Annotated in this window: 18 protein-coding genes; 17 read left to right on the forward strand and 1 reads right to left on the reverse strand. The window is 72.1% G+C overall.

Annotated features, from left to right (window positions below):
• Positions 1-43: 43 nt before the first annotated feature.
• The 8 genes from IEY73_RS05590 to IEY73_RS05625 are packed head-to-tail and all read left to right on the forward strand — an operon-like array spanning position 44 to position 11,107.
• Positions 44-775, forward strand: coding sequence for a phytanoyl-CoA dioxygenase family protein (locus tag IEY73_RS05590; protein WP_189077994.1), 732 nt, complete (start codon positions 44-46; stop codon positions 773-775).
• A 1-nt stretch (position 776) separates the two neighbouring features.
• Complete coding sequence (locus tag IEY73_RS05595; RefSeq protein ID WP_189077995.1) at positions 777-2,159, forward strand: hydroxymethylglutaryl-CoA lyase-like TIM-barrel protein; 1,383 nt, start codon at positions 777-779, stop codon at positions 2,157-2,159.
• Complete coding sequence (locus IEY73_RS05600) at positions 2,156-2,950, forward strand: class I SAM-dependent methyltransferase (protein WP_189077996.1); 795 nt, start codon at positions 2,156-2,158, stop codon at positions 2,948-2,950. The genes IEY73_RS05595 and IEY73_RS05600 overlap by 4 nt, the downstream gene beginning before the upstream one ends.
• 5 nt (positions 2,951-2,955) lie before the next feature.
• A complete protein-coding gene (locus IEY73_RS05605) occupies positions 2,956-4,659 on the forward strand; it encodes an asparagine synthetase B family protein (RefSeq protein ID WP_189077997.1) in 1,704 nt (567 codons plus the stop codon).
• Positions 4,656-6,158 carry an AMP-binding protein gene (locus IEY73_RS05610; RefSeq protein ID WP_189077998.1) on the forward strand — a complete coding sequence of 501 codons (1,503 nt, stop codon included), beginning with the start codon at positions 4,656-4,658 and terminating at the stop codon, positions 6,156-6,158. The genes IEY73_RS05605 and IEY73_RS05610 overlap by 4 nt, the downstream gene beginning before the upstream one ends.
• On the forward strand, positions 6,155-8,770 hold the full coding sequence (acnA, locus tag IEY73_RS05615; protein WP_189077999.1) for an aconitate hydratase AcnA: 2,616 nt from the start codon (positions 6,155-6,157) through the stop codon (positions 8,768-8,770). The genes IEY73_RS05610 and acnA overlap by 4 nt, the downstream gene beginning before the upstream one ends.
• A gap of 41 nt (positions 8,771-8,811) precedes the next feature.
• On the forward strand, positions 8,812-9,828 hold the full coding sequence (gene mtnA, locus IEY73_RS05620) for an S-methyl-5-thioribose-1-phosphate isomerase (RefSeq protein WP_189078000.1): 1,017 nt from the start codon (positions 8,812-8,814) through the stop codon (positions 9,826-9,828).
• A 7-nt stretch (positions 9,829-9,835) separates the two neighbouring features.
• Entirely contained in the window at positions 9,836-11,107 is a 1,272-nt protein-coding gene (locus IEY73_RS05625) for an MFS transporter (RefSeq protein ID WP_189078001.1), read from the forward strand.
• On the opposite strand, the gene IEY73_RS05630 is transcribed toward IEY73_RS05625, so the two are convergent.
• Positions 11,077-12,453 carry a CoA transferase gene (locus IEY73_RS05630; protein WP_189078002.1) on the reverse strand — a complete coding sequence of 459 codons (1,377 nt, stop codon included), beginning with the start codon at positions 12,451-12,453 and terminating at the stop codon, positions 11,077-11,079. The two genes, IEY73_RS05625 and IEY73_RS05630, sit on opposite strands and share 31 nt — an antisense overlap.
• Positions 12,454-12,588: 135 nt before the next feature.
• On the opposite strand from IEY73_RS05630, the gene IEY73_RS05635 reads away from it, so the two are divergent.
• The 9 genes from IEY73_RS05635 (at position 12,589) to IEY73_RS05675 (ending at position 25,223) form a co-directional block, all read left to right on the forward strand.
• Positions 12,589-13,833 carry a cytochrome P450 family protein gene (locus IEY73_RS05635; protein ID WP_189078003.1) on the forward strand — a complete coding sequence of 415 codons (1,245 nt, stop codon included), beginning with the start codon at positions 12,589-12,591 and terminating at the stop codon, positions 13,831-13,833.
• Positions 13,834-14,268: 435 nt separating this feature from the next.
• Positions 14,269-14,988 (forward strand): thioesterase II family protein, encoded by a 720-nt coding sequence (locus tag IEY73_RS05640; RefSeq protein WP_373292744.1) that lies wholly within the window; start codon positions 14,269-14,271, stop codon positions 14,986-14,988.
• Positions 14,989-15,014: 26 nt separating this feature from the next.
• A complete protein-coding gene (locus tag IEY73_RS05645; RefSeq protein WP_189078004.1) occupies positions 15,015-16,007 on the forward strand; it encodes a 3-oxoacyl-ACP synthase III family protein in 993 nt (330 codons plus the stop codon).
• Positions 16,004-17,356 carry a crotonyl-CoA carboxylase/reductase gene (gene ccrA / locus IEY73_RS05650; RefSeq protein WP_229715563.1) on the forward strand — a complete coding sequence of 451 codons (1,353 nt, stop codon included), beginning with the start codon at positions 16,004-16,006 and terminating at the stop codon, positions 17,354-17,356. Before IEY73_RS05645 ends, ccrA begins: the two co-directional genes overlap by 4 nt.
• A 212-nt stretch (positions 17,357-17,568) precedes the next feature.
• Positions 17,569-22,536: a non-ribosomal peptide synthetase gene (locus IEY73_RS05655; protein WP_189078005.1), complete on the forward strand. Its 4,968-nt coding sequence runs from the start codon at positions 17,569-17,571 to the stop codon at positions 22,534-22,536.
• Positions 22,537-22,571: 35 nt separating this feature from the next.
• Complete coding sequence (locus tag IEY73_RS05660) at positions 22,572-22,778, forward strand: MbtH family protein (protein WP_189078006.1); 207 nt, start codon at positions 22,572-22,574, stop codon at positions 22,776-22,778.
• Positions 22,775-23,032, forward strand: coding sequence for an acyl carrier protein (locus IEY73_RS05665; protein WP_189078007.1), 258 nt, complete (start codon positions 22,775-22,777; stop codon positions 23,030-23,032). The genes IEY73_RS05660 and IEY73_RS05665 overlap by 4 nt, the downstream gene beginning before the upstream one ends.
• Positions 23,029-24,144, forward strand: coding sequence for an acyl-CoA dehydrogenase family protein (locus tag IEY73_RS05670; protein ID WP_189078008.1), 1,116 nt, complete (start codon positions 23,029-23,031; stop codon positions 24,142-24,144). Before IEY73_RS05665 ends, IEY73_RS05670 begins: the two co-directional genes overlap by 4 nt.
• Positions 24,141-25,223 (forward strand): HAD-IIIC family phosphatase, encoded by a 1,083-nt coding sequence (locus tag IEY73_RS05675; RefSeq protein WP_189078009.1) that lies wholly within the window; start codon positions 24,141-24,143, stop codon positions 25,221-25,223. The genes IEY73_RS05670 and IEY73_RS05675 overlap by 4 nt, the downstream gene beginning before the upstream one ends.
• Positions 25,224-25,229: the final 6 nt, after the last annotated feature.

Below are 25,229 nucleotides of genomic sequence, written 5' to 3' on the forward strand. Positions count from 1 at the left end.
CCCCGTCCGTCCCGCACGCCGCGCACGATCGAAGAGGAGAAACATGCCGGACATCGACCTCGACTCCTTCCGGAAAGACGGCTACCACCTCCTTCCGGGGCGTCTCGGTGCGGACGATCAGCGCCGTGCCGTGGAACTGTTCGACTCGCTCGACGCCGCCGATGAGGTGCCGGCATCGTACGAGGCGGAATACGACGCGCACGGTGACGAGCGGCGGCTGCGGAAACTGCGGCGGCTGCTCTGGAACGATCCCCAGATGTGGGGGCCGATGCTGAACCGCGCCGGAGTGCCCGACCTGGCCCGCCGGGTGATCGGTGACAACGCCGCGGTCGTCTTCCACGCGGCGTTCCTCAAGGCCGCCCGGGTGGGTACGGAAGTGGCTCTGCATCAGGACCAGGCACTGTGGACGTACAGCTACCCCAAGGCGTTCAGCGTATGGATCGCGCTGACCGAGGTCTCACCCCGCAACGGGGGTCTTTTCGGCTGCCCGGGGTCGCATGCCAACGGCGAGATCAAACACCAGGAGCGCCCGCACTATCCGTGGCACGCCAGCCTGGATGTGGCCGGGGACGGCCTCGCCGAGCCCGTGCAGTTCGTGCTGTCCCCGGGCGACGGGGCGATGTGGGATCGCTACTTCGCGCACGGCAGCGCCGCGAACACCTCGGATGAGGACCGCCGTGGCATGGTGATTGTCTTCGCCGATGCCGGTGATCCCGATTTCGCCGCCAAGGACAGCTTCGCGCTCAGCAGCTTGACCGCACTCGGAAGTCGCTGACGTGACGCGGATCATCGACAGCACCCTGCGCGAGGGCATGCAGACGGCGGGAGGCCGCTTCACGGTCGGCCAGAGTGTCGAGACGGCGCGGCTCCTCGTCCGCCTCGGGGTGGACACCATCGAGTGCGGCCATCCGTCCATCAGCGACGACGAGTGTGCGCGGGTGGCCGCCGTGGTGGCCGCGGTCGGCGACGTGCCGGTCCTGGCGCATGCCCGGGCGCAACGCACCGACATCGACGCGGTCGCCAAGAGCGGCGCCGGCTGGGTGGGCATCTTCCTCGGCGTGAACGACATCTCGCGCGCGTCGCGACTGCCCGGACGGAGCCTGGCGAGCCTGTACCAGCAGATCGATGACACCGTCCGGTACGCGCGGGGGCTCGGATTGTCGGTGCGGTTCACGGTCGAGGACAGCAGCCGTACGGACGCCGGCGAGCTCGGCGAGGCGTACCTGGTCGCCGTCGAGGCCGGGGCGGAGCGGGCCTGCTTCGCCGACACCGTGGGCATTCTGGAACCATCCGAGGTGCATGAGCGGGTCACCCGCCTGCGCCGCCTGTGCCCCCGGGTGGACCTCGAGGTGCATTTCCACGACGACCGGGGGCTGGCGCTCGCGAACAGTCTGGCCGCGGTCGACGCCGGAGCCGAATGGGTGTCGACCTCAGTGAACGGCCTCGGAGAGCGGGCCGGAGTGGTGGACCTGGCGCTGCTCGCTGTCAACCTGCACCAGCGGGGCGGACGGCCCCTGATCGGTGGCGATCTGCTGCCCGAGATCAGCCGGCGTGTCGGGGCGTATTCACGGTCGATGCCCGACGCCCGCCGGCCGGTCGTGGGCCGCGACGCGTTCCGTCACGTCGCCAAGCTGCACCGGGCCGCCGTGCAGCGCGACTCCCGGTCGTACGAGTGGATCGACCCCGGCCTGGTCGGGCGGGAACGCACGTCCAGCGAGCGGCAGCTACCCGAAGAACCGCAGCAGTGGATCGTCGACCCCAAGGTGATCTCGGCGACCGAGCTGCGACACCACCGGGCGGGCCCCGGCGAGCGCTTCGTCCTGGTCGACGAGAGGTTCGTCCCGGGCGCGGCGCAATACTGCATCGCCCGCCACATCCCGGAACTCGACGACTACGGCGCGGGCCACGTCGACACGCACGTCCACCACTGCGACAGCCTGTTCGCCTTCCTGGGGTCGCGCGACGGTTACGAAGGCCTCACCGTGGAAGTCACCCTGGGCAGCCAGGTCTTCCAGGTGCACAGCCCCAGCTCCGTCTTCATTCCGGCGGGCGTCCCGCACGGCTACCGGGTGATCGGCGGCTCGGGTACCTATCTCAACCACGTCCTCGCCGGCGACTACAACTCCAGCCTGCTCGACCCGCTCGGGAGCACATCGTGACGACCAAGGCGACCAATGCCAAGTCCGCAGCGTGGGATCTGATCGGATCGCAGTTCTGGGAGGCCGGGCGCACCTCGGCCAAGCCCAGCCCCGAGGAGATCGGCCTGTTCCTGCGCGAGATCCCGCCGGGCGCCCGATGCGCCGTCATCGGCGCCTCCACCAAGGACCTCATCGAGGCGCTGATCGGCCGGGGGGCGGTCGTGACCGTCCTGGACTTCTCCGCCCGGATGTGCACCGATCTGGCCGCTGCGCTGCCCGCGGGCGCCTGCCAGGTGTGCCAGCTCGACATCACCGCCGAGGTGCCCGCCGAGCTGCGCGGCACCCAGGACGTCGTGCTCTCCGACCGGCTGATCAACCGGTTCAGCGACACCGAGCTCCAGAGGGGTCTGACCGGCATGCTCGAGCTGCTGGCGCCGGGCGGCCAGGTCCGCGCGTCGGTGAAGATGGGCCTGTATCCGATGGACGAGCGCATGATCGCCATCGGGACGGAACGCGGTTGCCTGCAAGACTTCTACCGCCCGGCGGACCGGGTCATCGACTTCGCCGCGGCGGGCGAAGTGCTGGTCGACGCCCTGCTGGCGCACGGCCAGATCCCGGCGCCGACGCTGCTCGACTGGTATCGGGGCCGCGGCCGGGAGAAGCGCGTCACGCACGAGGACATGACCGGCCTGATCGCCGCGGTACGCGGCAACGGCCGCGCGCTACGACTCGTCGAATTCAGCGAGTTCCCGCAGGCGCCACAGACGACCATGTACGTGGCCGAAGCCTCCGACGCGACGGGCGAGGGCTGAGCGGCATGTGCGGAGTCGTTGCGGTCTCGCTCGCCGGACGAGCCGACGCGAGCGCGATGCGCCTGGCCGGCGCCGCCATCGCCCGTCTGCGGCACCGCGGCACGGACGGCCAGGGCGTGCTCGGCGACGACGACTCCGCCGTCGCCATGTGCCGGCTGCGGCTGCGCAGCCGGCCGGGTGACCGGGTGCCGTTCCGGACGGATACGCCGCCGAACGCCTACGCCTTCAACGGCGAGGTGTACGCGGTCACGTCGGCGACCGGAGCGGTCCGCGTCCCCGCGGGCGGGCTGGCCGAGGCGGAGGCCGTCGATCAGGCCGGCCCCTGCGCCGTGGACGGCATGTACGCCACTGTCCGCCGTGACCCGGACGGGTCGATGCACGCCGCCCGCGACCCGCTGGGGATCAAACCGCTCTACGTGCGCCGCCACCGCACCGGCGTCGCGCTCGCCTCGGAGGTTCCCGCGCTGCTGGACGTCTTCGACCGGCCCGCCCTGCGCCCCGCCGCCGTGGCTCAGTTCCTGCTGCTCGGCCGGGTCGTGGACGGCGGCACCTTCTTTGAAGACATCGCGCCGGTGCGCCCCGGCGCGCGGCTGGTCGTCAAGGAGGGCCGGGTCGAGAGTGTCGCCGTCACGGCGGCGCCCGCGCCGCCCCGGGGCATCCCGGTCACACCGGCCGACCTGCGCGCCGCCGTGGCGGAGGCGGTCGACCGGGTCCTGATCACCGATCGTCCGCTGGGTCTCGCGCTGAGCGGCGGCCTGGACTCGTCGATCATCGCGGTCGAACTCGCGCGGCGGGGGATGACCGGCCTCGACACGGTCAGCGTGCTGCCGCGGGGCAACGGGGACGGTGTGCGCACCCTCGACGGCCTCGGCTTGCCCGGCACCGCGTGGCGCACGTGGCGGCACCGGTATGTCGAGTTCGGGCCGCAGGACCTGATCGACGGACTTCCCTCCGCCGTCGCTGCCCTGGGTGAGCCGACCGCGATGACCAGTGTGCCGATGTACGCGGCGCTCGCCGCTCGGGCGCGCGCCAGCGGCATCGTGGCGCTCCTGCTCGGTGAGGGAGCCGATGAGCTGTTCGCGGGCTATCGCAGCTATCTCGACATCGCGGAGCTGCCCGACGCGGCGTCGTTCTACCTGCGGGCGAAACGGTACGCTCTGGCCGGCCGACTGCTGCGGCCCGAGCAGCGCGACGCCGCCGCGGCGGCCCTGCGCGCGGCGCTGCCACCGCAGGATCGCGACGGAACCGCCGAGACGGTGCGGCGGTTCGAAATGACGCACAGCCTGGAGCCGTTGCTCAGACGCGCCGACCACCTGCTGATGGCCGAGAGCATCGAGGGCCGTCTGCCTCTGCTGCACGGCGATGTGCCCGCCTTGGCCGCGGACCTGCCCTGGGACCGGCTCATCCGTGACGGTCAGACCAAGGTGGCGCTCCGCGAGGCGTACGCCGGGGAACTCCCCGCGCACCGCGGCGAGCGCAAGAAGCCGTTCCGGGCGCCGATCGCCTCCTGGTGGTCCACCGGTTCGGGGGGCGCCACCGTCCGGGACGCCATCACCGGGCATCTCGACACGCTCGCCGCGGCCGGGGTGCGGCCCGACGGCGTCCGCCACCTCGCTGCAGCCGCCGATCGTGGTGACGCGACGGCCGCGGATCTGGCGTTCGCCGTGCTCGCCCTGGGCACCTGGCTCACCTGGCTGGCGGCCCGATGACGACCACGATTCACCACGCAGTCGCAGCCCAGGCGGCGTGGCGGCCCGGCGCGATCGCCGTGGTGCGCGGCGCCGACCGCATCGACTACGCCACCCTCGACCGCGCGGCGGACACGTGGGCGGCGGATCTGGCCGCGCACGGAGTGAGCCCCGGCGATGTGGTTCCCGTGGTGTCGCCCCGAACCCCTGCCCTCGTCGCGGTGCTGCTCGCCATCCTCAAGTGCGGCGCCGCGTACGCGGCCCTCGATCACCGGTGGCCCGCGGCGCGGATCGCCTCCCTGACCGAGGCGGTGCAGCCGCCGCTGATCGCCGGGGGTCAGGTCCCAGGCACGCCCACGTGGCCGCTGCCCGACGAGAGTCTGCACAGCGCCGCCAGCCGTACCCCCGGTCCGCCCGCGGTCCGGGTCGGCGGTCACGACCCCGCCACCGTCTTCTTCACCTCGGGCACCACCGGCCCGCCCAAGGGCGTGCTGTCACCGCACCAGGCCACCATCCGGCTTTTCGGCGCGCCCACGTTCGCCGCCTTCGGTCCGGGCCGGGCGATGCCTCAGGCGGCGCCGGTTCCCTGGGACGCGTACACGCTGGAGTTGTGGGGCATGCTGACCACCGGAGGGACGTCCGTCCTGGGCGAGGGCGACAACCTGTTCCCCGGCGACCTGCGCGACATGATCTCGTCGGCCGGAGTGGACACGGTCTGGCTCACCGCGTCGCTGTTCAACCTCTTCGTCGACGAGGACGTCGATTGCTTCCGCGGCATGCGGCAGGTCCTCACCGGCGGGGAACGGCTGTCCGTGCCGCACGTCCGATCGTTCCTGTGGCGGCACCCGGACATCACCCTGATCAACGGGTACGGGCCGGTGGAGAGCTGTGTCTTCGTCACCACGCGGGCCGTCGAGCCAGCCGATTGCGACCTGGCCGGGGGCATCCCGATCGGCTCGCCCGTGCCGGGAAGCGGGGTGCACCTGCTCGACGGGGACAAGCCGGTGACCGACGGCGACCGCGGCGAGATCTGCGTGTCCGGTCGAGGGCTCGCCCTGCGGTATCTCGCCGACGAGCGGGCAACGGCCCAGAAATTCGTCACCGTCGACGTGGACGGCGTGCCGACCCGGCTCTACCGGACCGGTGATCTCGGCTGGCGCGACGACCGCGGCGTTCTGCACTTCGCCGGCCGCAAGGACCGGCAGGTGAAGATCGCGGGCTACCGCGTCGAACCCGGCGAGGTGGAGAGCGCAGCCCTGCGGATAGCCGGGATTCGCGAATGCGCCGTCGTTCCGGTGCAGGCCGCTGACGGCTCGTACGGCCACCTGGCGATGTTCTACACCGCCGAACCGATCGAGTCCGGGGCCGTCGAGGGGACCGATGCCAGGGCCGTCCGCCGGGCATTGGGCCGCTTGCTCCCGCACTACATGGTTCCGCAGCAGATCCGGCGCCGTGACGCGCTACCCGCCACGCCCAACGGCAAGCTCGATCGCGCCTCTCTGCTGAGGGAACTGCGGTGAACACGCGACGCCGGGCCGGTTCGGCGGATGAGGCCGTCCGCCATCCGCTGGCGGAGCTCGCCGCCGAGGCGGGTGGCGACCTGGGGACGATGCCGTACTCGATGCGGGTGTTGCTGGAGAACGTGGCCCATCTGGCGGCGACGGGCCGGGCCGCCCCCGCCTCGGTCGCGTCGCTGGTGCGCTCCGGCGGCCGCAGCTCGCAGGCCGAGCTGCCGTTTCACCCGTCCCGGGTGGTCCTGCAGGATTTCTCCGGTGTCCCCGTCGTGCTGGACCTGCTGGCGCTGCGCTCGGCCGCCGTGCGCAAGGGGCTGCCGGCGTCCCGGGTGGAGCCGGTCATCCCCGCCCATCTGGTGGTGGACCACGCGGCCCGGGTCGACGTCGCCGGAGTCCGGGGCGCGCTGGAGGCCAACCTGGACGGGGAATATCAGCGCAACGCCGAACGGTACGCGCTGCTGCGCTGGGCCGAGCAGGCCTTCGCCAACCTCACCGTGATCCCGCCGGGCAACGGCATCATCCACCAGATCAACCTGGAACGGCTCGCCCGGGTGGTCAGCACGCAGCGCGAGCCGGACGGCCGGGAGCGAGTACGCCCGGACACCGTTCTGGGAACCGACTCGCACACCCCGATGGTCGGCGCCCTCGGCGTGCTGGCCTGGGGCGTCGGCGGCATCGAGGCGACATCTGTCCTGCTCGGCGAACCGGTGCTGGTGCCGCTGCCCCGCGTCGTGGAGGTGCGCATGACCGGACGGCTGCGTCCCGGGGTGACGGTGACCGACCTGGCGCTGACCCTCACCCAGCAACTGCGCGGACACGACGTGGTCGGTGCCTTTCTGGAGTTCACCGGGGACGGCGTTGGTGGCCTCGGCGTGCCCGACCGGGCCACGATCGCCAACATGGCACCCGAATACGGCGCCACCACAGCGTTCTTCCCCGTTGACGACGAGACTTTGCGGTTCCTGCGGGCAACCGGCCGTACCCCGCACCACGTGTCCCTCGTGGAGGCGTACTGCAAGGACCAAGGGCTTTTCGCCGAGCAGAGCACAACCGTCCGGTACGCCCGGACCCTGACGGTGGACCTCTCGTCGATCGAGCCCTGCCTGGCAGGACCCCGTACACCTCACGACCGGGTGCCGCTGGCCCGGGTCCCGGCGAGCTTTCGCGCGCTACGACCGGTCACGGCCTCCGCAGCCGCCGCGCCCGGCGTTCCCGACGACGGCGCCGTGCTGCTCGCGGCGCTGACCAGTTGCACCAACACCTCGAATCCGGCCGCCATGGCCACAGCGGGCCTCGTCGCCCGGCGTGCGGTCGAATCCGGGTTGCGGGTCAAGCCCTGGGTCAAAGCCAGCCTGGCACCGGGCAGCCGAGCCGTGCCCGCCTACCTCGACCGGGCCGGCTTGCTCGCGCCGTTGGAGGATCTGGGATTCGCGGTCGTCGCCTACGGCTGCGCTAGCTGCCACGGAATGAGCGGCCCGTTGCTGCCCGCCGCGGCGCAGGCGGTGGCCGGCAGCGGCATCGCGGGCGTCGCCGTGCTGAGCGGGAACCGCAACTTCGACGGCCGCGTGCACCCCGACGTGCGAGCCGCTTACCTGGCGTCTCCCGGCTTGGTCGTGGCGTACGCGCTGGCGGGCACCGTCACCCGCGACCTGACCACCGAGCCGGTCGCCCTTGCCCCGGACGGCCGCGCCGTGCACCTGCGCGACCTCTGGCCGTCGCCCCGAGAGGTCGAGGACGCCGTCGCGGCGGCGAACGACCCGGGGCTGTTCACCGCCGCGTACGCGGGGATGCTCGCCGGTGACGACCGCTGGCGTTCGCTGCCGTCCCCGGCCGGCGAGTTGTACGAGTGGGATGCCGGCTCCACCTACGTGCTGCCGCCCCCGTTCCTCGACCAGTCCCCGCGGTTCCCGGCCGGGGACATCACGGGCGCCCGCGTGCTCGCGTTGCTCGACGACGACGTCTCCACCGACCACATCTCCCCGGTTGGGGCCATCCCCATCGGCAGCGACGCCGGACAATACCTGCTCGATTCGGGGGTCTCCGTGCGCGACCTCGACAGCTACGGCACCCGTCGCGGCAACCACCACGTCATGGTGCGGGGCACCTTCAGCAGCCCGCGACTGCGCAACGCCTTGGCCGGCGGGCGCCCCGGTCCGTCGACCGTCCTCTTGCCAGAAGGCAGGCCTTGCTCCATCCATGCCGCCGCCGTCGAGTACGCGCAGGCGGGCGTGCCGCTGGCCGTCGTCGCGGGCAAGCGGTACGGCCTCGGCAGCGCCCGCGACTGGGCGGCCAAGGGCACCGCGCTTCTCGGCGTCCGCGTCGTCCTGGCCGAAGGCTTCGAACGCATCCACCGCAGCAACCTGGTCGGAACGGGGGTGCTGCCGCTGTGTTTCCCCGCCGGGCAGAGCAGCGGCTCCCACGGCATCGACGGAACGGAGACGATCGACGTGCTCGACCTGGCCGATCTCCGGCCGCGCAAGTCCGTCACCGTGCGGCTCGGCGGGCGGGACGGTTCGGTGCGGACGCTGGCGATGACGGCCGCCGTCGAGACCGACCGCGAAGTGCAATACCTGCGCGGCGGCGGACTACTGCCGCATGTCATGGCGGGATTGACGTGACCAGCACCCCGCTCGAACCCCCATTCGAGGAGTCAACCGGCATGGAGCGCACGCTGGACTGGGATCACGGCGTCGTGGTGACCGTCGATCAGAGCCTGCTGCCGCAGCGGCATCGACGGCTGCGGCTCGGCAGCGTCGACGAGTTGATCGACGCGATTACCAGGCTCGCCATCCGAGGCGCTCCGGCGCTCGGCGCGGCAGGCGCACTCGGGGTGGCGTTGTCGGCCCACACGCACCGGCACGGCGGGCGTTGCGACGAAGCCGCGGTGCGCCGTGACGCGGAGCGGCTCACTGCCGCTCGGCCGACTGCGGTCAATCTCGCCTGGGGCGTGCGGCGCGCTCTCACCCGCCTCGCCGATGGTCCGGACGCCGTGCTGGACGAGGCCCGGCTGGTGCTCAGCGAGGACGAAACCGCGAACCTGGCCGCGGCGCAGCGGGCCGCGGCGCTCATCCGGCGGCTGTGCCCGGATCGCCCGTTACGCCTGCTCACTCATTGCCACACCGGCCGGCTGGCCACCGTCGCGCACGGCACGGCCCTCGGCGCGATCCGGGAGCTCGCCGGTGCGGGCCGGGTGCTTGAGGTCCTCGCTGGGGAGACCCGCCCGCTGCTGCAGGGTGCCCGGCTGACGTCGTGGGAACTGGCCGAGGCGGGCATCGCGTACCGGCTCTGCGTGGACTCCGCGGGACCGGCCGCCATCGTCTCCGGCGCGGTCGACTGCGTCGTGGTGGGCGCCGACCGGGTGGCCGCCAACGGCGACACCGCCAACAAGATCGGCACCCTGTCGGTGGCTCTCGCCGCGCGGCACGCGGGCATACCGCTGGTGGTCGTCGCCCCACGCTCCACTATCGACCCGGCGGCTGCGCACGGCGGTGACATCCCGGTCGAGGAACGCGATCCCCACGAGGTAACCCATTTCGCGGGGCGCCCGGTAGCCCCACCGGGCGCCCGGGTGTTCAACCCCGCCTTCGACGTCACCCCGGCCTCGCTCATCACCGCGGTGGTCACCGAGGACGGGGTCTTCCCCGGGCACGCCGAAAGCGGCGTGGGACAGCCGTGATCGCGCGATGACGCCGTTGGTCACCGCGTCCGGAAAGCTGCTGCCACCCGCGGGACCCGTGCGAGCGCTCACCGTGGCAACGCTGGCAAGCCGGTTCGGCCGGGGGCTTTTCTACACCATCGCGCCGCTGTACCTGACGCGGGTCATCGGCCTCTCCGTCGGCAGCGTGGCGCTGGGCTTGACCGTGGCCTCCCTCGCCGGCCTGCTCGCCGGCATCCCGACCGGTTACCTTGCCGACCGTCTCGGGCCCCGGCGGATGCGGATCGTCTGCCGCAGCATCGAGGGTCTGCTGCTCTGCGGCTATCTGGTGATCCGCGACTTCCCGACCTTCCTGGCCGTCGCGTCGCTGGTGACCTTCTTCGAGTCCGCCGGTCAGGCCGCCGAGGGCGCGCTGATCGCCGGTTCGGTGCCCGCCGACGAGCGGGTGCGCGCCCGCGCCTATCTGCGCTCGGTGACCAACGCGGCCTGGGCGGTCGGCGCGGCGGCTGCCGGTGCCGCTCTGCTGAGCGACACCCGCGCGGCCTACCTGGTCATCATCCTGATCGCCGCGATCAGCTATCTCGTCTCCGCGTGGGCCACCCGCGGGGTTCCGCCGGTTCCGCCGGCCCCTCATGTCCACAAGGGACCCCGGCTGGTCGCGCTGCGCGATCGCCCCTACCTGACGCTGACGCTCCTCAACGGCGTCCTGGGCATGAATCTCGGCCTGTTCACCGTCGCGCTGCCGCTCTACATCAGCCAGCGCACCCAAGCGCCGGTCGTGCTCTACTCGCTGATATCACTCGTGAACACGTTGGCGGTCACCTTCCTGCAGGTACGGGCGAGCCGGGGAACGGGCACTGTGGAGGGTGCCGCGACGGCGCAACTTCGGTCGGGGCTGCTCCTCTTCCTCTGCTGCGCCTTCTTCGCCGTCGCGGACGGCACCCCCGCCGGAATCGCCATCGCATTCCTCCTGCTCGGCGCGTGCGCTCACGTGGCCGGCGAATTACTGCAAGCCGCCGGCTCGTGGGGAATCTCATTCGAGCTCGCCCCGGACGGAATGCAGGGCCAGTACCAGGGTCTTTACGGCATGGGCCGGGACCTCGGCCAGGTGCTCACCCCGTTGGTCACCGTCACCTTGATGATCGACTTCGGCTGGCCGGGCTGCCTGGCGCTGGGCGTGTTGTTCCTCGCGGCCGGTCTGACCGTGCGATTCGCCGCGCGATGGGCCTCGGCGTCAGCCGCTGCCCGCCACGAGACGTCGAAAGGGGTTCAGTCCCACCCGGGCCGCGCCCGGCCGTAAGTGGGCGGCAGGTGCGGCCAGGTCAGTGCCCGGCCGTCGAGCCGTCCCGGCGGGCTGATCCCGCTCCAGCCCCCGCCGAGATCCGTACGGAAGGCGTCGGCCTGGGCTTCGGCGTCGGCTGCCGATGACGGCGGGACGGCGGTCACCGGGCCCTGGTCGAGCAGCCATTGCGCGACCCTGGCCAACGAGACGGCGACGTGGGTGCTCTCCCCTGTCCGGGCTCGGCGGGTCAGCGCCTCGAGCACTCCAGCCGCGAGGAGATAGCCCGCGGCGTGGTCGAGCATCTGACAGGGCAGGGAACCCGGCCGTTCGCCGTCGGCGCTCGTCGCCCAACCGATGCCCGTGGCGATCTGCACGAGGCTGTCGAAACCCCGGCGTGCCGTCCAGCCCTCCGCTTCGCCCCACGCCGACAGCGTGGCGACAATCGTGCCGGGATGCCGGTCGGCGATCTGCTCCGGCTCAAGACCGAAGCGGGCCAGCGCCCCGGGCCGGTAACCGGTCACGATGACGTCCGCTTGGTCGGCGAGGTGGTGCAGCAGCTCGCCGCCGGCCGCGGTGCGGAGATCCACGGCGGCGCTGGCCTTGCCGATCACACCGTCCACGGCGTGCAGCGGCAACTCCGGCCGCCGCGGGTCGTCGATCCGCAGGACGTCCGCACCGAGGGCGGCCAGCATCCGGGTGCCCACCGGCCCGGCGATCACCCGGGTCAGATCGAGCACGCGCACGCCCGAGGCGGGAAGCGCTGCCGCGCCGCTGCGCGCCGGAGCGCCGACCCCCAGTGGCGCCATCGCCACCAGCGGGGAGGCGCTGGTCACGCCTGCGCCTGCGGCCGCCTGCCACTCGGCGCGGCTTCTGGCCGCCACCGCCAGGCCGCCCGCGCGGTAGACCACCTCTTCGACCTCCGTCGCTGCCCGCTGCGCCATGGCGTGCTCGACCAGCGGCCGCACGCCGTCGTCCGGCCCGTCGGCCAGGTCCAGAGCGGCCAGCAACGCCGCCCGGTGCCACGGATAATTCGCGTGCGTCCGCACCCATCCGGCGCCGGTGCGCCAGAGCCGGGAGAGCGGAGCGAACCCTTCGACGCCCCGGCCGGCCGAATCGCGCAGCCAGAACTCGGCCCGCATGGCGGCGGCCACCTGCCCGGTGTCGAGGGTGACCTCCGGCAGCCGCCCGGTGCGGGCGAGGGCCAGCTCCGCGGCGGCGCCGAGGCAGGCCCCCACCGACGCGATCGCGCAGTCGGCGACCGGCAGCGGCGACGAGAGAACCGCCGGGCGGGGATCCCCGGTCAGGTCGAACCTGCCTGCTCGCGGCAGCCCGAGGTCTGCCAGCACGTCTTCCAACAACCTCATATGCCTATCTTTCCCGTCCGCCGCCGGGCCGGGTCAGGCAGGCCGCTCTCCGAGGCGGTTCCGGCGCCCTCGGGGCGGCGGTGCAGAATGGTCCATAGCGATCGGTGTAAATCCATCCGCCGGGAGGCCCACGCGATGCCGGACGACCGCCCTCAGCCCATCAGCACACGGCCGTTGTTCCAGGCTGGGCCGGACGACGCCCGCCGGTCCGCCCTGATCGACCTGGCCGCGCGCGGCCCGGTCAGCCGGATCGAGCTGCCCGACGGCCGGCAGGCATGGTTCGTCACCGGTTTCAACACGGCCCGTGCGGCCATGATGGACCGGCGCCTGCGCAAGACGACAGCTCAGATGCCGTTCGCCGAGCGCCTGCCACACCTGACCGGGGCCATGCACGACCACATGCTCAACGCGAACCCGCCGGACCACACCCGGTTGCGCCGGCTGGTCTCGGCCGCCTTCACCCGCCGCCGCGTGGAGGCTCTCGAACCCCAAATCGAACAAATCAGCGCTGAACTGCTCGAACAGCTCGCGGCGACGCTCGACGCGGGGCGTTCAGCCGACCTCCTGACCGAGTTCGCGTTCCCGTTGCCATTCCGCGTCATCTGCCACCTGATCGGGCTGCCCCTGCTCGATGAGCCGGAGTTCCGCGCGTACTTCACCGTTCTCACCCGCGGCACGATGGCCGGCGAAAAGGCGTACGGTTGCGCCGCAGACGGTTTGCTGACCTTGACCCGCAGGCTGATTTCCGAGAAGCGCCGCGCCCCCGCCGACGATCTGCTGTCCGCGCTGGTGACCGTTGGCGAGGACGGCGACCGGCTCACCGAGGGCGAACTGACCTCGATGGTGCAATTGCTGGTCGCGGCCGGGCACGAGACCACGACCAACCTGATCTGCAACGGTGTTCTCGCGCTGCTGCGCCATCCCGGTCAGCTCGCCCTGCTGCGCGCCGAACCGGACCGGATCGAGGCGGCCGTCGAGGAGATCTTGCGGTACGACAACTCCGTCCAGGTCGCATTCCCCTTGGTCGCCGCCGAACCGCTGGACCTGGAGGGACAGCACATCGCGGCCGGTGACGCGGTGCTGGTCTCCCTGCTCGGCGCCAACCTCGACCCAGCCGCGAACGACGAGCCGGAGCGGTTCGACATCACCCGCAGCCCGGCGCATCTGGCCTTCGGGCACGGCATTCACCACTGCCTCGGGGCCCCGCTGGCCCGGCTGGAGGCGCGGATTGCGTTGCGGACGCTCCTCGACCGGTTCCCCGACCTGGCCTTGGCCGAGGACCCCGCCGCACCCGCCGAGCGGAACGCCTCGGTGATTTTCAACGCGGTGCAGCGTCTGGAGATCTGCCGGGCAGGCGTCCGGTCGACGGCAGCCGACTGACCACCGGCCGGGGCCGCGCATCCGTTTCATTCCGCGGTTCGCCGAAGCAGCCGGGATTCGCCGAAGCAGCCGGGATTCGCCGAAGCAGTGAGGAGACGCCTCGTGCGTGGAGCATCAGGGATCACCCGTGGGGCTCCACGCCTCCGGTAACCCATCGCCTCCATCACGATCCGGCTCCGCGCCAACTCCGACCGGAGCCGACCATGATCCGTCAGATGCGCTGTAGAGCCGGCGGACCATACCGCCGCGGGGGGACGGCGGCGGACCTCGCGGGGTCAACCGTTCCCTGCAGGGCAGAGGTGCTCGCACCAACCGGACACGAACGGGCGTGAGCGAGCATTCTCGGCCCTACTCTGCTGGCAGACAGACGTCGGCGGCATCCGAGGTGGCATCGTGCCCGTAGAGACCCTTTCCGACAGATGGTTGCGTCGCTTCGTGAAGGCACCGGCGCCCCGCAGCCGGCTGGTGTGCTTTCCGCACGCGGGCGGCTCGGCCAGCTACTACCTGCCCGTGGCCCGGGCGTTGGGTGACATCGCGGACGTGGTGGCGGTGCAGTACCCGGGCCGCCAGGATCGTCGTCACGAGCCGTTCCTGCCGACCCTCGCGGATGTGGCCGACCAGATGCTCGGGGTCGCCGGCCCGCTGGACGACCTGCCGCTGGTGCTGTTCGGTCACAGCATGGGGGCCTCGATCGCGTTCGAGGTGGCGGCCCGGCTGGAGGCCGGTGGTGCCCGGCCCGCCGCGTTGTTCGCCTCCGGCCGGCGGGCGCCGAGCACGCATCGGGTGGAGACGGTGCACAAGCAGGACGACGCCGGTCTGCTGGCCGAGGTCCGCGATCTGAACGGTACGGACACCGCCCTGCTCAACTCCGACCCGGAGTTCCGTCAGATGGTGCTGCCCGCGTTGCGCGCGGACTACCGGGCCGCCGAGACCTACGAGTGGGTTCCCGGACCTGCGCTCGGCTGCCCGATCGTGGCTCTGCGCGGCGTCGACGACCCGCACGCCGACGAGGCCGAGACGCTCGCGTGGCAGCAGCACACCACCGGCGGATTCGAGATGCACTCGTTCACCGGCGGGCACTTCTTCGTCAACGACCACGTGGCCGAGGTCATCCGGCTGGTGCGCGGGCGACTGTCCGCAGCGGCCCACCCCTGATCGGCATCGCGGATAAGGAGCACAGCATGCTCGGCATCGTCGGCACCGGCTCTCACCTGCCACGCACCGAAGTGGACAACGCGACCGTCGCCGAGCGTACCGGCGTGACACCGGAGTGGATCGTCCACAAGACCGGGATACGCCGCCGCTGGTACGCCGGGCCGGACGAGGCCACCTCCGATCTCGCCGTCCACGCGGCTCGGGCGGCCCTGGCCGACGGCGGTGTCTCCGCGGAGCGGCTGCGCCTGATCGTCGTCGCCACCTCCACCCCTGATCATCCGCAACCGCCGACGGCGAGCCTGGTGCAGCGGGCCCTCGGTGCGTACGGCGCGGGCGCGTTGGACGTCAACGCCGTCTGCAGCGGTTTCGTCTTCGCCCTGGCGACGGCGGCCGGCCTGCTCGGCGACGACGAGTACGGCCTGGTGATCGGTGCGGACGTCTACTCGCGGATCATCGACCGGGGCGACCGGCGGGTGGCCTCGCTGTTCGGCGACGGCGCGGGTGCCGTGCTGCTCGGACCGGTGCCGAGCGACCGGGGGCTGCTCGGCTGGGACCTGCGTACGTTCGGTGCCCTGAGCGACCTGGTGTGCGTCGACGCCGGTGGCAGCCGCACACCCGTCACCCCGCAGACCACCGCGGCCGGCCGGCACCTGTTCCGGATGGACGGTCGCGGGGTCGCCGACTTCGTCCGGGCCGAACTCCCGCCCGCGATCAAGCGGGTGCTTGCCTCCACCGGTGTCGCGCCGGAGCAGGTCGATCACGTCGTGCCTCATCAGGCGAACGCGGTCCTGCTCACGTCGGTGGCCGAAAGCCTGGACCTGCCGCGTGCCCGGCTCCAGCTCACCGCGGACGAGCACGGCAACACAGGTGCCGCGTCCATTCCGCTGGCTCTCGACACCGCCGAGCGGTCCGGCGCGTTCGCCGGTGACGACCTGATCCTGCTGACCGGCTTCGGCGGCGGGATGTCCGTCGGCTCGGTTCTGCTGCGCTGGCATCCGACCAGGAAGGCGTACTTGTGAACAGCTCTTTCGTCGAGACCGTCACCGATCCGCAGGCCGATTCCGCGGAGATCGCGGCGCTGGAGGTGCCCGAGTCGTATCGGGCGGCGGTGCTGCTGGCCGAGGAACAGACCATGTTCGACGGGCTGGCCGTCGCCGACCGCAACCCCGCCAAGTCGTTGCACGTGCGCGAGGTGCCGACCCCGGAACCCGGTATGAACGAGGTCCTGGTCGCCGTCATGGCCAGCGCGGTCAACTACAACACGGTGTGGAGCGCGCTGTTCTCGCCGGTGCCGACGTTCGCCTTCCTGCGCCGGTACGGCCGCGAGGGTGGCCTGGCCGCCCGGCACGATCAACCGTGGCACGTCATCGGCTCGGACCTGGCCGGGGTGGTGCTGCGCGCCGGGCCCGGCGTCCGCAAGTGGAAGCCCGGCGACCGCGTGGTCGCGCACTGCCTCAGCGTCGAACTGGAGGAGCCGGAGGGGCACGACGACACGATGCTCGATCCGGCCCAGCGGATCTGGGGTTTCGAGACCAACTACGGCGGGCTCGCCGATCTCGCCCTGGTGAAGGCCAACCAGCTCATGCCCAAGGCCGAGCACCTCAGCTGGGAGGAGGCCGCGTCACCGGGCCTGGTGAACTCCACCGCGTACCGGCAGCTCGTGTCCCGCAACGGCGCGGACATGAAACAGGGCGACAGCGTCCTGATCTGGGGCGCGGCCGGCGGGCTCGGTTCCTACGCCACCCAGTACGTGCTCAACGGTGGCGGCATCCCGATCTGTGTGGTGTCCAACGCCCAGCGCGCGCAGGTGTGCCGGGAGATCGGTGCGGAGGCGATCATCGACCGGGGTGCGGAGGACTACACGTTCTGGAGGGACGAGCACACCCAGGACCCGGCGGAGTGGCGGCGGTTCGGGCGCCGGATCCGCGAGCTCACCGGCGGCCAGGACCCGGACATCGTGTTCGAGCATCCCGGGCAGGACACCTTCGGCGCCTCCGTGTACGTCGCCCGACGCGGCGGCACCATCGTGACCTGCGCGTCCACCAGTGGCTACACGCACCAGTTCGACAACCGCTACCTCTGGATGAACATCAAACGGATCATCGGCTCACACTTCGCCAACTACCGTGAGGCGTGGCTGGCCAACCGCCTGATCAGGCAGGGCCGCATTCACCCGACCCTGTCGCGCAGTTATCCGCTGGGCCAGGTGGGCCAGGCGGTCGACGACGTGCACCGCAACCGGCACCAGGGCAAGGTCGGCGTGTTGTGCCTCGCACCGAAGGCCGGGCTCGGCGTCCTCGACCACGAGCTGCGCGAGCGGCACGAGGCCGCCATCAACCGCTTCCGCACGCCCGACGAAGCCGCGTAGATCCGCCGCCTGGCTGCGATCAGGGCCGTGCAGTGTGGCCCCGGCAGACATCCGATTCGGCCCTTATGACCATCAACGACGCCTCGCCGTCGACACCGGAGGTGATCGAGAAGCACCTTGGGGTGACGACCGGAGAGATCGTTACGGGGCCTCGCCGCGTTGCTGGCCGGACGCGGGACGGGCGCCGGCGCCGACCACGAATGAGGGAAGGCATGCAGACCGCCGAACTGATCACCGAGCTGGTGGCCGACGCCGCCCGGCAGCACCCGGAACGCCTCGCCGTCCGTCAGGAGACCGGCGACCTCAGGTACGGCGACCTGGCCGGCGACGCGGCCCGCCTCGCCCACCGGCTGATCGCCGAGGGGATCGGCCCCGGTGACATCGTGGCCCTGTACGGCGATCCGGGGACCGACCTGGTGACCGGAACCCTCGCCGTGTGGTGGACCGGCGCCGCCTATCTCCCGCTGGACCCCGAGACCCCGCCGGAACGCACGGCGGGCATCCTGGCCGAGGCCGGGGTGCGCGTGGTGCTGTGCGGTGGGCACCATCGCCTCGGCGTACCGGGGGCACGCACGATCGCGCTGTCCGGGCTCGACCTGACCGGCCAGCCCGCGGACCGGCCCGCGCACCGGCCCCGGCCCGGCGACCTCGCCTATGTGATCTACACGTCGGGGACCACGGGACGGCCCAAGGGTGTCATGGTCGAACACGGATCGCTGGCCAACTTCGTCCGGTGGAACGCCGAGGCCCTCGCTCTGACCCCCGCCGACCGCAGCGCGGTGCTCGCCTCGCCGGGCTTCGACGCGTCCGTGGGGGAGCAGTGGCCGGCCCTGGTCTCCGGCGGCTGCCTGTGCGTCGCCCCACCCGGCCTGCGCCGCGACCCCGCCGCGGTGGTCTCCTGGCTGACCGAGCAGCAGATCACGGTCTGCGTGCTCACCACGGCCCTGGGCGAGCTGGTCGTCGGCGCGGTGTGGGAGGCCGGCACGGCGTTGCGGGTGCTGCAGACCGGTGGTGACCGGCTTCGGGTGCGCCCGCCCGCCGGTGTGCCGTTCGCCTTCGTCAACGGCTACGGCCCGACGGAGGGCACCGTGCTGGCCACCGCGGGACAGGTGTCCAGCGAGGACACGGGGTCGCTGCCGTCGATCGGCGTGCCCATCGACGGCGTGCGTATCGAGATCCTGGACCCGCAGTTGCGGCCCGTCGCTCCCGGCGAGGTGGGTGAGCTCTACCTCGGTGGCGCCGGAGTGGCCCGCGGCTACCTGGCCCACCCGGATCTGACCGCCGACCGGTTCGTTCCCGACCCCCGCCCGGCCCGGCCGGGTGACCGGCTCTATCGCACCGGGGACCTCGGCCGGTGGCGGAGCGACGGTGCGATCGACTTCGCCGGGCGCAACGACGACCAGGTGAAGATCCGTGGCCATCGCATCGAACCGGCCGAGGTCTCCGCCGTCATGGGCGAGCATCCCGAAGTCGCGACCGCCCACGTGCAGACCTGCCGCGACGGCGAGACCGGTGACTCGTACCTCGTCGCGTACGTCGTCCCCCGCCAGGCCCGCAGGCTCCCCGCGCCCCGCCGGTTGCGCGAGTTCCTGTCGGCCCGGCTGCCCGAGGCGCTGATACCGACGGCGTTCATCATCCTCGACGCGCTGCCGTGGGACCGCAACGGCAAAGTCGACCGGTCCGCCCTACCCGCCCCCGACCTGCGCCGTCTCACCGCTGAGCCGGCCGGGGCACCGCCGCGTACCCCGCTGCAGCGCACGATCGCGGCGGCCTGGGCCGAAGTCCTCAACGTCGGTGAGATCGGCCTGGACGACAACTTCTTCGACCTCGGCGGCCACTCCCTGCTGGCGACGCAGATCGTGACCCGGGTCCGCGAGTCGCTGGGCACCGACGTGCCGATCGGGACGCTGCTGGCTGCCCCGATGCTCGGTCGATTCACCGAGGCAGTCCAGGAGCTGCGCGACTCGACCAGCACCGGGGGCCTGCCGCCGATCGTCGCGGACGCGGGCACGCCCGAGTCACCACTGTCCCTGCCGCAGCAGCAGGTCTGGTTCCACAGCAAACTAGCCCCGGACAGCGTCGCTTACCACGCGCAGACGAGCATCCGCGTCGTCGGGCCGCTCGACGTGGACGTCCTGGACCGGGCCCTCACCGAGATCATCAGGCGCCACGAGAGCCTGCGGACCACCTACGGTGAGCACGACGGGCAGCCGCTCCAGTCGGTCCGGCCGCCGGTTCCAGCACGGCTCACCCGCGTCGACCTGTCCTCGGCCACCGGTGACGAGCGCGGCAAACGGCTCGACGAGGTCACCCGAGCAGCCCTGGCCGACCCGTTCGACCTGCGGGAACCGCCGCTGGCCCGGTGGACCGCCGTCCGGCTCGGTCCCGAGGAGCACGAGCTGATCCTCGTGGAGCACCACCTGATCCACGACGGCTGGTCGTTCGCGGTGCTGATGGCCGAGGTCGAGGCGCTCTACAACGCGTTCTCCGCGGGCCGGCCGTCGCCGCTGCCGCCGCTGCCGGTGCAGTACCGCGACTACGTCGCCTGGCAGCGCGCGCTGCTCGGCTCACCGGAACTCGCCGAGCAGGTGCGGTATTGGAAGCAGCGGCTGCACGACGCCCCCACCGAACTGGGATTGCCCACCGATCGGCCACGTCCGGCGGTGCAGACGTTCCGCGGTGACGTCCTGCGGCTCCACCTGCCGGCTGGTGTGCCCGCCCGGATCAGGGCGCTGGGCCGCCGGTACAACGTGACCAGCTTCATGGTCATGTACGCCGCGTTCGTCGCCCTCGTGCACCGCTTCAGCGGCGACACCGACATCTGCGTGGCGTCCGGGTTCGCCAACCGGCGGCTGCGCGAGGCCGAGGCGCTGATCGGCATGCTGGTCAACCCGGTGGTGTTGCGGACGCAGGTCAGCGGAGACATGCCGTTTCGTGAGCTGCTGGCCGCCGCCCGGGAGGCGGTTCTCGGCGCCGCGGCGCACCAGGAGTGCCCGTTCCCGGTGGTCGTCGAAGCGCTCGGCGCCCGCCGTGACCCTTCCCGCAACCCGCTCGCGCAGGTCATGTTCAGTGCGCACGACTCGGCCGTCCGCAACCCGGAGCTGGGCACGGCCACCAGCACGGTCTTCGAGCGCAGCAACGGCTCGGCCAAGATGGACGTCAACGTCATCATCGTGCCCCGGGCCCGCAACGCCCTGGGCGACCGCCGGCACACCGACGACCGGGTGACGGTGCTGTGGGAGTTCAACAGCGCCCTGTTCGACGAGTCGACCATGCGCCGGATGGCGGCGGCGTACCTGCGCCTGCTGACCGCGGCGGCCGACGAGCCGGCGGCGCGAGTCGGGCGGTTGCCTGTCCTCGACGACGCCGAGAAGCGGCACCTGCTCGTGGAACGCAACCGGCAGGAGGCCGAGGCTGTCCCGCGGACCGCCGAACCGGTGCAGGAGGCGGTGGCTCGGTGGGCGGCGACCCGGCCGGACCTGATCGCCGTCAGCGACGGCGATGAACATCTGACGTACCGCGACCTCGACGAGAGGGCGTCGCGGCTGGCCGCCCGGCTGAGTGCCGAGGGGGTGGGCCCGGAGACGATCGTCGGGGTGTGCCTGCCCCGCAGCGCTGCCCTCGTCGTGGCCGAGTTCGCCGTCCTCAAGGCTGGTGGGGCGTTCCTGCCGGTGGACGAGGACAACCCGCACGACCGGGTCGCGTTCATCCTGGCCGAGTCCGGCGCGCGGTTGCTGATCACCACCGCCGGGGTCCGCGACCGGCTCCAGATCACCACGCCGGTGCTGCTCAGCGACGCCGGGCCGGAACCTGGCGCGCCATTGTCCACGCCGCCCCGGATCTCTGCGGACACCCTCGCGTACGTCATCTACACCTCCGGCTCGACGGGCCGGCCCAAGGGGGTCATGATCCAACACCGGTCCCTGGCGAACCTGGTCGCCTGGCACCTGCGCGAGACCGGGCTGGGGCCGTCGGACCGCGGCACGATGGTGGCGTCGCCCGGCTTCGACTTCTCGGTGTGGGAGATCTGGCCCGCCCTGGCGGCGGGGGCCACCCTCGTCGTGCCCGGCCGGGCTCTCCTGCTGTCCCCGCCGGATCTGCGCCGCTGGCTGGACGAGGAGCGGATCACCGTCTGCCTGCTGCCCACACCGCTGGCCGAGGCGGTACTCAACGGCCACGGTGGCACGGGCCCGCGGGGGCTGCGGATCCTGCACGCCGCGGGTGATCGGCTCAACGTCCGGCCCCCGGAGGACGCGGGCTTCACCTTCCACAACTCGTACGGGCCGACCGAGAACGCCGCCATCTCGACCAGCGGGCCGGTCGCCGCCCGGGTGGATCCCCCCGCGCTGCCCGACATCGGGCGGCCCATCTCCGGGACCGCCGTCTACCTGCTGGACACCGAGCTCAATCCGGTGCCCACCGGCACCACCGGCGAGGTCTACCTCGGCGGCGCCGGCCTGGCCCGTGGCTACGCCCGCCGCCCCGACCTGACCGCCGACCGGTTCGTCCCGGACCCGTTCAGCGGCCGCAGCGGGGGCCGCCTCTACCGCACCGGAGACCTGGCCCGGTACCGGCCCGACGGGACGCTCGACTTCCTCGGCCGCGCCGACCGGCAGGTGAAGATCCTCGGGTACCGGATCGAACCGGCCGAGGCCGCCGCCGCTCTGCGGACCCATCCGGGCGTGCTCGACAGCTACGTCCAGGGTCGCCCCGCGGGGTCCGACGGGTCACCGGAACTCGTCGCGTACCTGGTGATGCGCGACCGGGACGCGGTCTTGGACGACGAGGAGATCCGTGACCATCTGCGCGACCGCCTGCCGCAATACCTGATTCCGACGCACTTCGTCGTCCTGCCGACCTTGCCGTTGACCCGCAACGGCAAGGTCGACGCGTCCTCGCTGCCGCCCGCGGAGATCACGCTCGCGCAGGCGCCCGAACCGCGCGGCGACCTGGAACGCGCCCTCGCCGCCATCTGGGCGGAGGTGCTGGGCCGCGACGTGGTCGGCCGCAACGACAGCTTCTACGAACTCGGCGGCAACTCGCTGAAGCTGGTGCAGGCGCACCACCGGATGACCAGCCGGCTGCGGATCGATTTCCCGCTCGTCGAACTGTTCGAACGGCCCACCATCCACGAGCTCGCCGGATACCTCGGCGCCCTGACCGGAACCACGGCGAAGTGAGCACCGCCCGACGAGGACGAGCAGCAGGAGGCACCGTGTTCGAGGACGACGACGACCGGATCTATCAGGTGGTCCGCAACGACGAGCAACAGTACTCGATCTGGCCGGTGAGCCACGACCTTCCGCCCGGCTGGCAGGGCGTCGGCGTGCAGGGGGACAAGTCCACCTGCCTGCGGCACATCGGCGAGGTCTGGACGGACCTGCGCCCGCTGAGCGCACGATACGAGGAAGTGGCCCGATGAGTACGGGTGTGGACAACGGCCAGGTCGAGGCGGATCTCGCGGCCTTCCTGAACGAGCGTACGGGCGAGCAGTGGCCCGGTGACCGCGACCTGTTCGCCGACGGCGGGCTGTCCTCGCTGTTCGCCATGGAACTGGTCGTGCACCTGGAGAACACGTACGACGTCACCGTTGCCGGACCGGACCTGCAGCTCGCCAACTTCCGCACCGTCACGGCGATGGCCGACCTGGTCCAGCGGCTGCGGGAGGCGCGATGAGCGAGCCCGAGGCCCTGGTCACCGGCATCGTCGGTGACCAGGCCGAGGAGTGGGACCGCACCGGCCGGATACCGATCGAGACCCTGCGCGAGCTGGGCAAGGGCGGCTGGCTCTGTGCTCAGGTCGGCACCGCGCATGGCGGCCCGGGGCTGGACAGCCTGCGCAACGGCCGGTTCACCGCCCACGTCGGCAGCCTGTGCAGTTCCCTGCGCAGCGTGATGACCTCGCAGGGCATGGCCGCCTGGATCGTGCAACGGCTGGGTGGTGCCGGGCAACGGGCCACCCTGCTCCCGGCGCTGGCCGCCGGGACGCTCGCGGCGGTCGGCTTCAGCGAGCCCGGGGCCGGCAGCGACCTGGGCGCCATGGCGACGACCATCCGCGACGAGGGTGACACCGTGGTCGTCGACGGGCGCAAGATGTGGATCACCGCCGCCGCGTACGCCGATCTGCTCGTGCTCTTCGGCCGCTACGGCTCCGGTGGCGCGGTGGTGGTGGTGCCCTGCGACGCCCCCGGCCTCGAGATCACGCCGCTGGACGACGTGCTCGGCTGCCGGGCGGCCGGGCACGCGGGGCTGGTGCTCGACAACGTCCGGGTGCGGCGCGAGAACCTGCTCGACTCCGCGGGCGCGCCGCTGTCGCTGCTCGCGACCGTGGGGCTCACGTACGGCCGCATGTCGGTGGCCTGGGGCTGCGTCGGGATCCTGGACGGCTGCCTCGGGGCCGCGGTCCGGCACGCCACCACCCGCGAGCAGTTCGGCCGGGCGCTCTCGGAGCACCAGTTGGTCGCCGGGCACCTCGCCGACCTGTACGTCGCCGGCCAGGTCGCCCGGCGCATCTGCGAACACGCGAGCCGATGCTGGGACGAGGGCTCGCCCGAACTCGCCACCGCCGCCGTACTCGCCAAGCACGTCAGCGCGACCCAGGCTGCGACCGGCGCGGCGACGGCGGTGCAGGTCCTCGGCGGCGCCGGCGCTCGTGACAGCAGCCTCGTCGCCCGCGCCTACCGGGACGCGAAGCTGATGGAGATCATCGAAGGCAGCAACGAACTGAGCCGCCTGGCGCTCGCCGAGGACGTCGTCCGGCGGGCACCCCGGCCGGGAGGAACCCGATGAGCGAGGCCAAGACCGTCAAGTGCGTGGTCTGGGACCTGGACCACACGCTCTGGCAGGGAACCCTGCTGGAGGACGGCGAGGTGCGGCTCACCGACGAGATGCGTGCGGTCGTGCAGGGCCTGGACGCCCGCGGCATCCTGCAGTCGGTGGCGAGCAAGAACGACCACGACCTGGCCTGGCAGCAGCTTGAACGACTCGGCGTCGCCGAGTACTTCCTGCTGCCCCGCATCGGCTGGGGGGCGAAGTCGGCGTCGGTCGAGGAGATCGCCGGTGAGCTGGACTTCGCGCTCGACACCATCGCGTTCGTCGACGACCAGCCGATCGAACGGGCGGAGGTCGCGCACCGGCTCCCCCAGGTCCGCTGCTATCCGGCGGAGCAGGCGCTGTCGCTGCTTGAGCGGCCGGAGTTCATCCCGGCGACCGTGACCATGGACTCGCGGCGACGGCGGCTGATGTATCAGGCCGGGCAGCGGCGCGACGCGGCACGGTCGGCGCACCGCGGGCCGGACGCCGAGTTCCTGCGCTCGCTGAACCTGAGCATGAGCATCGCCCGCGCCGACGAGGACAGCCTCACCCGGCTGGAGGAACTGACCCTGCGCACCAGCCAGATGAACGCGACCGGGGTGCACTACTCCGACGCCACGCTGCGGGCGCTGCTCGGCGACCCCGCATATGAGCTGCTGGCCGTGAGCATGTCCGACCGCTTCGGCGACCACGGTGCGGTGGGCATCGTCCTGCTGGCCCGCTCGGACGCCGTCTGGCACCTCAGGCTGCTGGCCACCTCGTGCCGGGTGGTGACCTGGGGTGCCGGGTCGACGATCCTGAGCTGGCTCACCGACCAGGCGGCACGGCACGGCGTCCACTTGGTCGCGGATTTCCGGCGTACGGACCGCAACCGGATGATGGAGGTCGCCTACCGGTTCGCGGGCTTCGCCGACGACCCCTGCGCCTGCCTGGACCAGCTCGGCGCGGCGGGAGAGTTCCAGCGGCTGCACCTCGTGCCGTCCCTGCAGGACCCGTCGCCGACGGTGACCGTCGACGCGGTCGACCTCGGGCGCCTGGCGCGGCTGGACACCTGAGCGGCG

Source organism: Mangrovihabitans endophyticus (assembly GCF_014646155.1).
Lineage (GTDB): Bacteria > Actinomycetota > Actinomycetes > Mycobacteriales > Micromonosporaceae > Actinoplanes > Actinoplanes endophyticus.

What these genes read in the sequence shown, in the direction of transcription:
- IEY73_RS05590 (WP_189077994.1), top strand. Translation starts at nt 44, where the DNA reads ATGCCGGACATCGACCTCGACTCCTTCCGGAAAGACGGCTACCACCTC.
- IEY73_RS05605 (WP_189077997.1), top strand. Translation starts at nt 2,956, where the DNA reads ATGTGCGGAGTCGTTGCGGTCTCGCTCGCCGGACGAGCCGACGCGAGC.
- IEY73_RS05610 (WP_189077998.1), top strand. Translation starts at nt 4,656, where the DNA reads ATGACGACCACGATTCACCACGCAGTCGCAGCCCAGGCGGCGTGGCGG.
- mtnA (WP_189078000.1), top strand. Translation starts at nt 8,812, where the DNA reads ATGGAGCGCACGCTGGACTGGGATCACGGCGTCGTGGTGACCGTCGAT.
- IEY73_RS05625 (WP_189078001.1), top strand. Translation starts at nt 9,836, where the DNA reads ATGACGCCGTTGGTCACCGCGTCCGGAAAGCTGCTGCCACCCGCGGGA.
- IEY73_RS05630 (WP_189078002.1), bottom strand. Translation starts at nt 12,453, where the DNA reads ATGAGGTTGTTGGAAGACGTGCTGGCAGACCTCGGGCTGCCGCGAGCA.
- IEY73_RS05635 (WP_189078003.1), top strand. Translation starts at nt 12,589, where the DNA reads ATGCCGGACGACCGCCCTCAGCCCATCAGCACACGGCCGTTGTTCCAG.
- IEY73_RS05645 (WP_189078004.1), top strand. Translation starts at nt 15,015, where the DNA reads ATGCTCGGCATCGTCGGCACCGGCTCTCACCTGCCACGCACCGAAGTG.
- IEY73_RS05655 (WP_189078005.1), top strand. Translation starts at nt 17,569, where the DNA reads ATGCAGACCGCCGAACTGATCACCGAGCTGGTGGCCGACGCCGCCCGG.
- IEY73_RS05665 (WP_189078007.1), top strand. Translation starts at nt 22,775, where the DNA reads ATGAGTACGGGTGTGGACAACGGCCAGGTCGAGGCGGATCTCGCGGCC.
- IEY73_RS05670 (WP_189078008.1), top strand. Translation starts at nt 23,029, where the DNA reads ATGAGCGAGCCCGAGGCCCTGGTCACCGGCATCGTCGGTGACCAGGCC.
- IEY73_RS05675 (WP_189078009.1), top strand. Translation starts at nt 24,141, where the DNA reads ATGAGCGAGGCCAAGACCGTCAAGTGCGTGGTCTGGGACCTGGACCAC.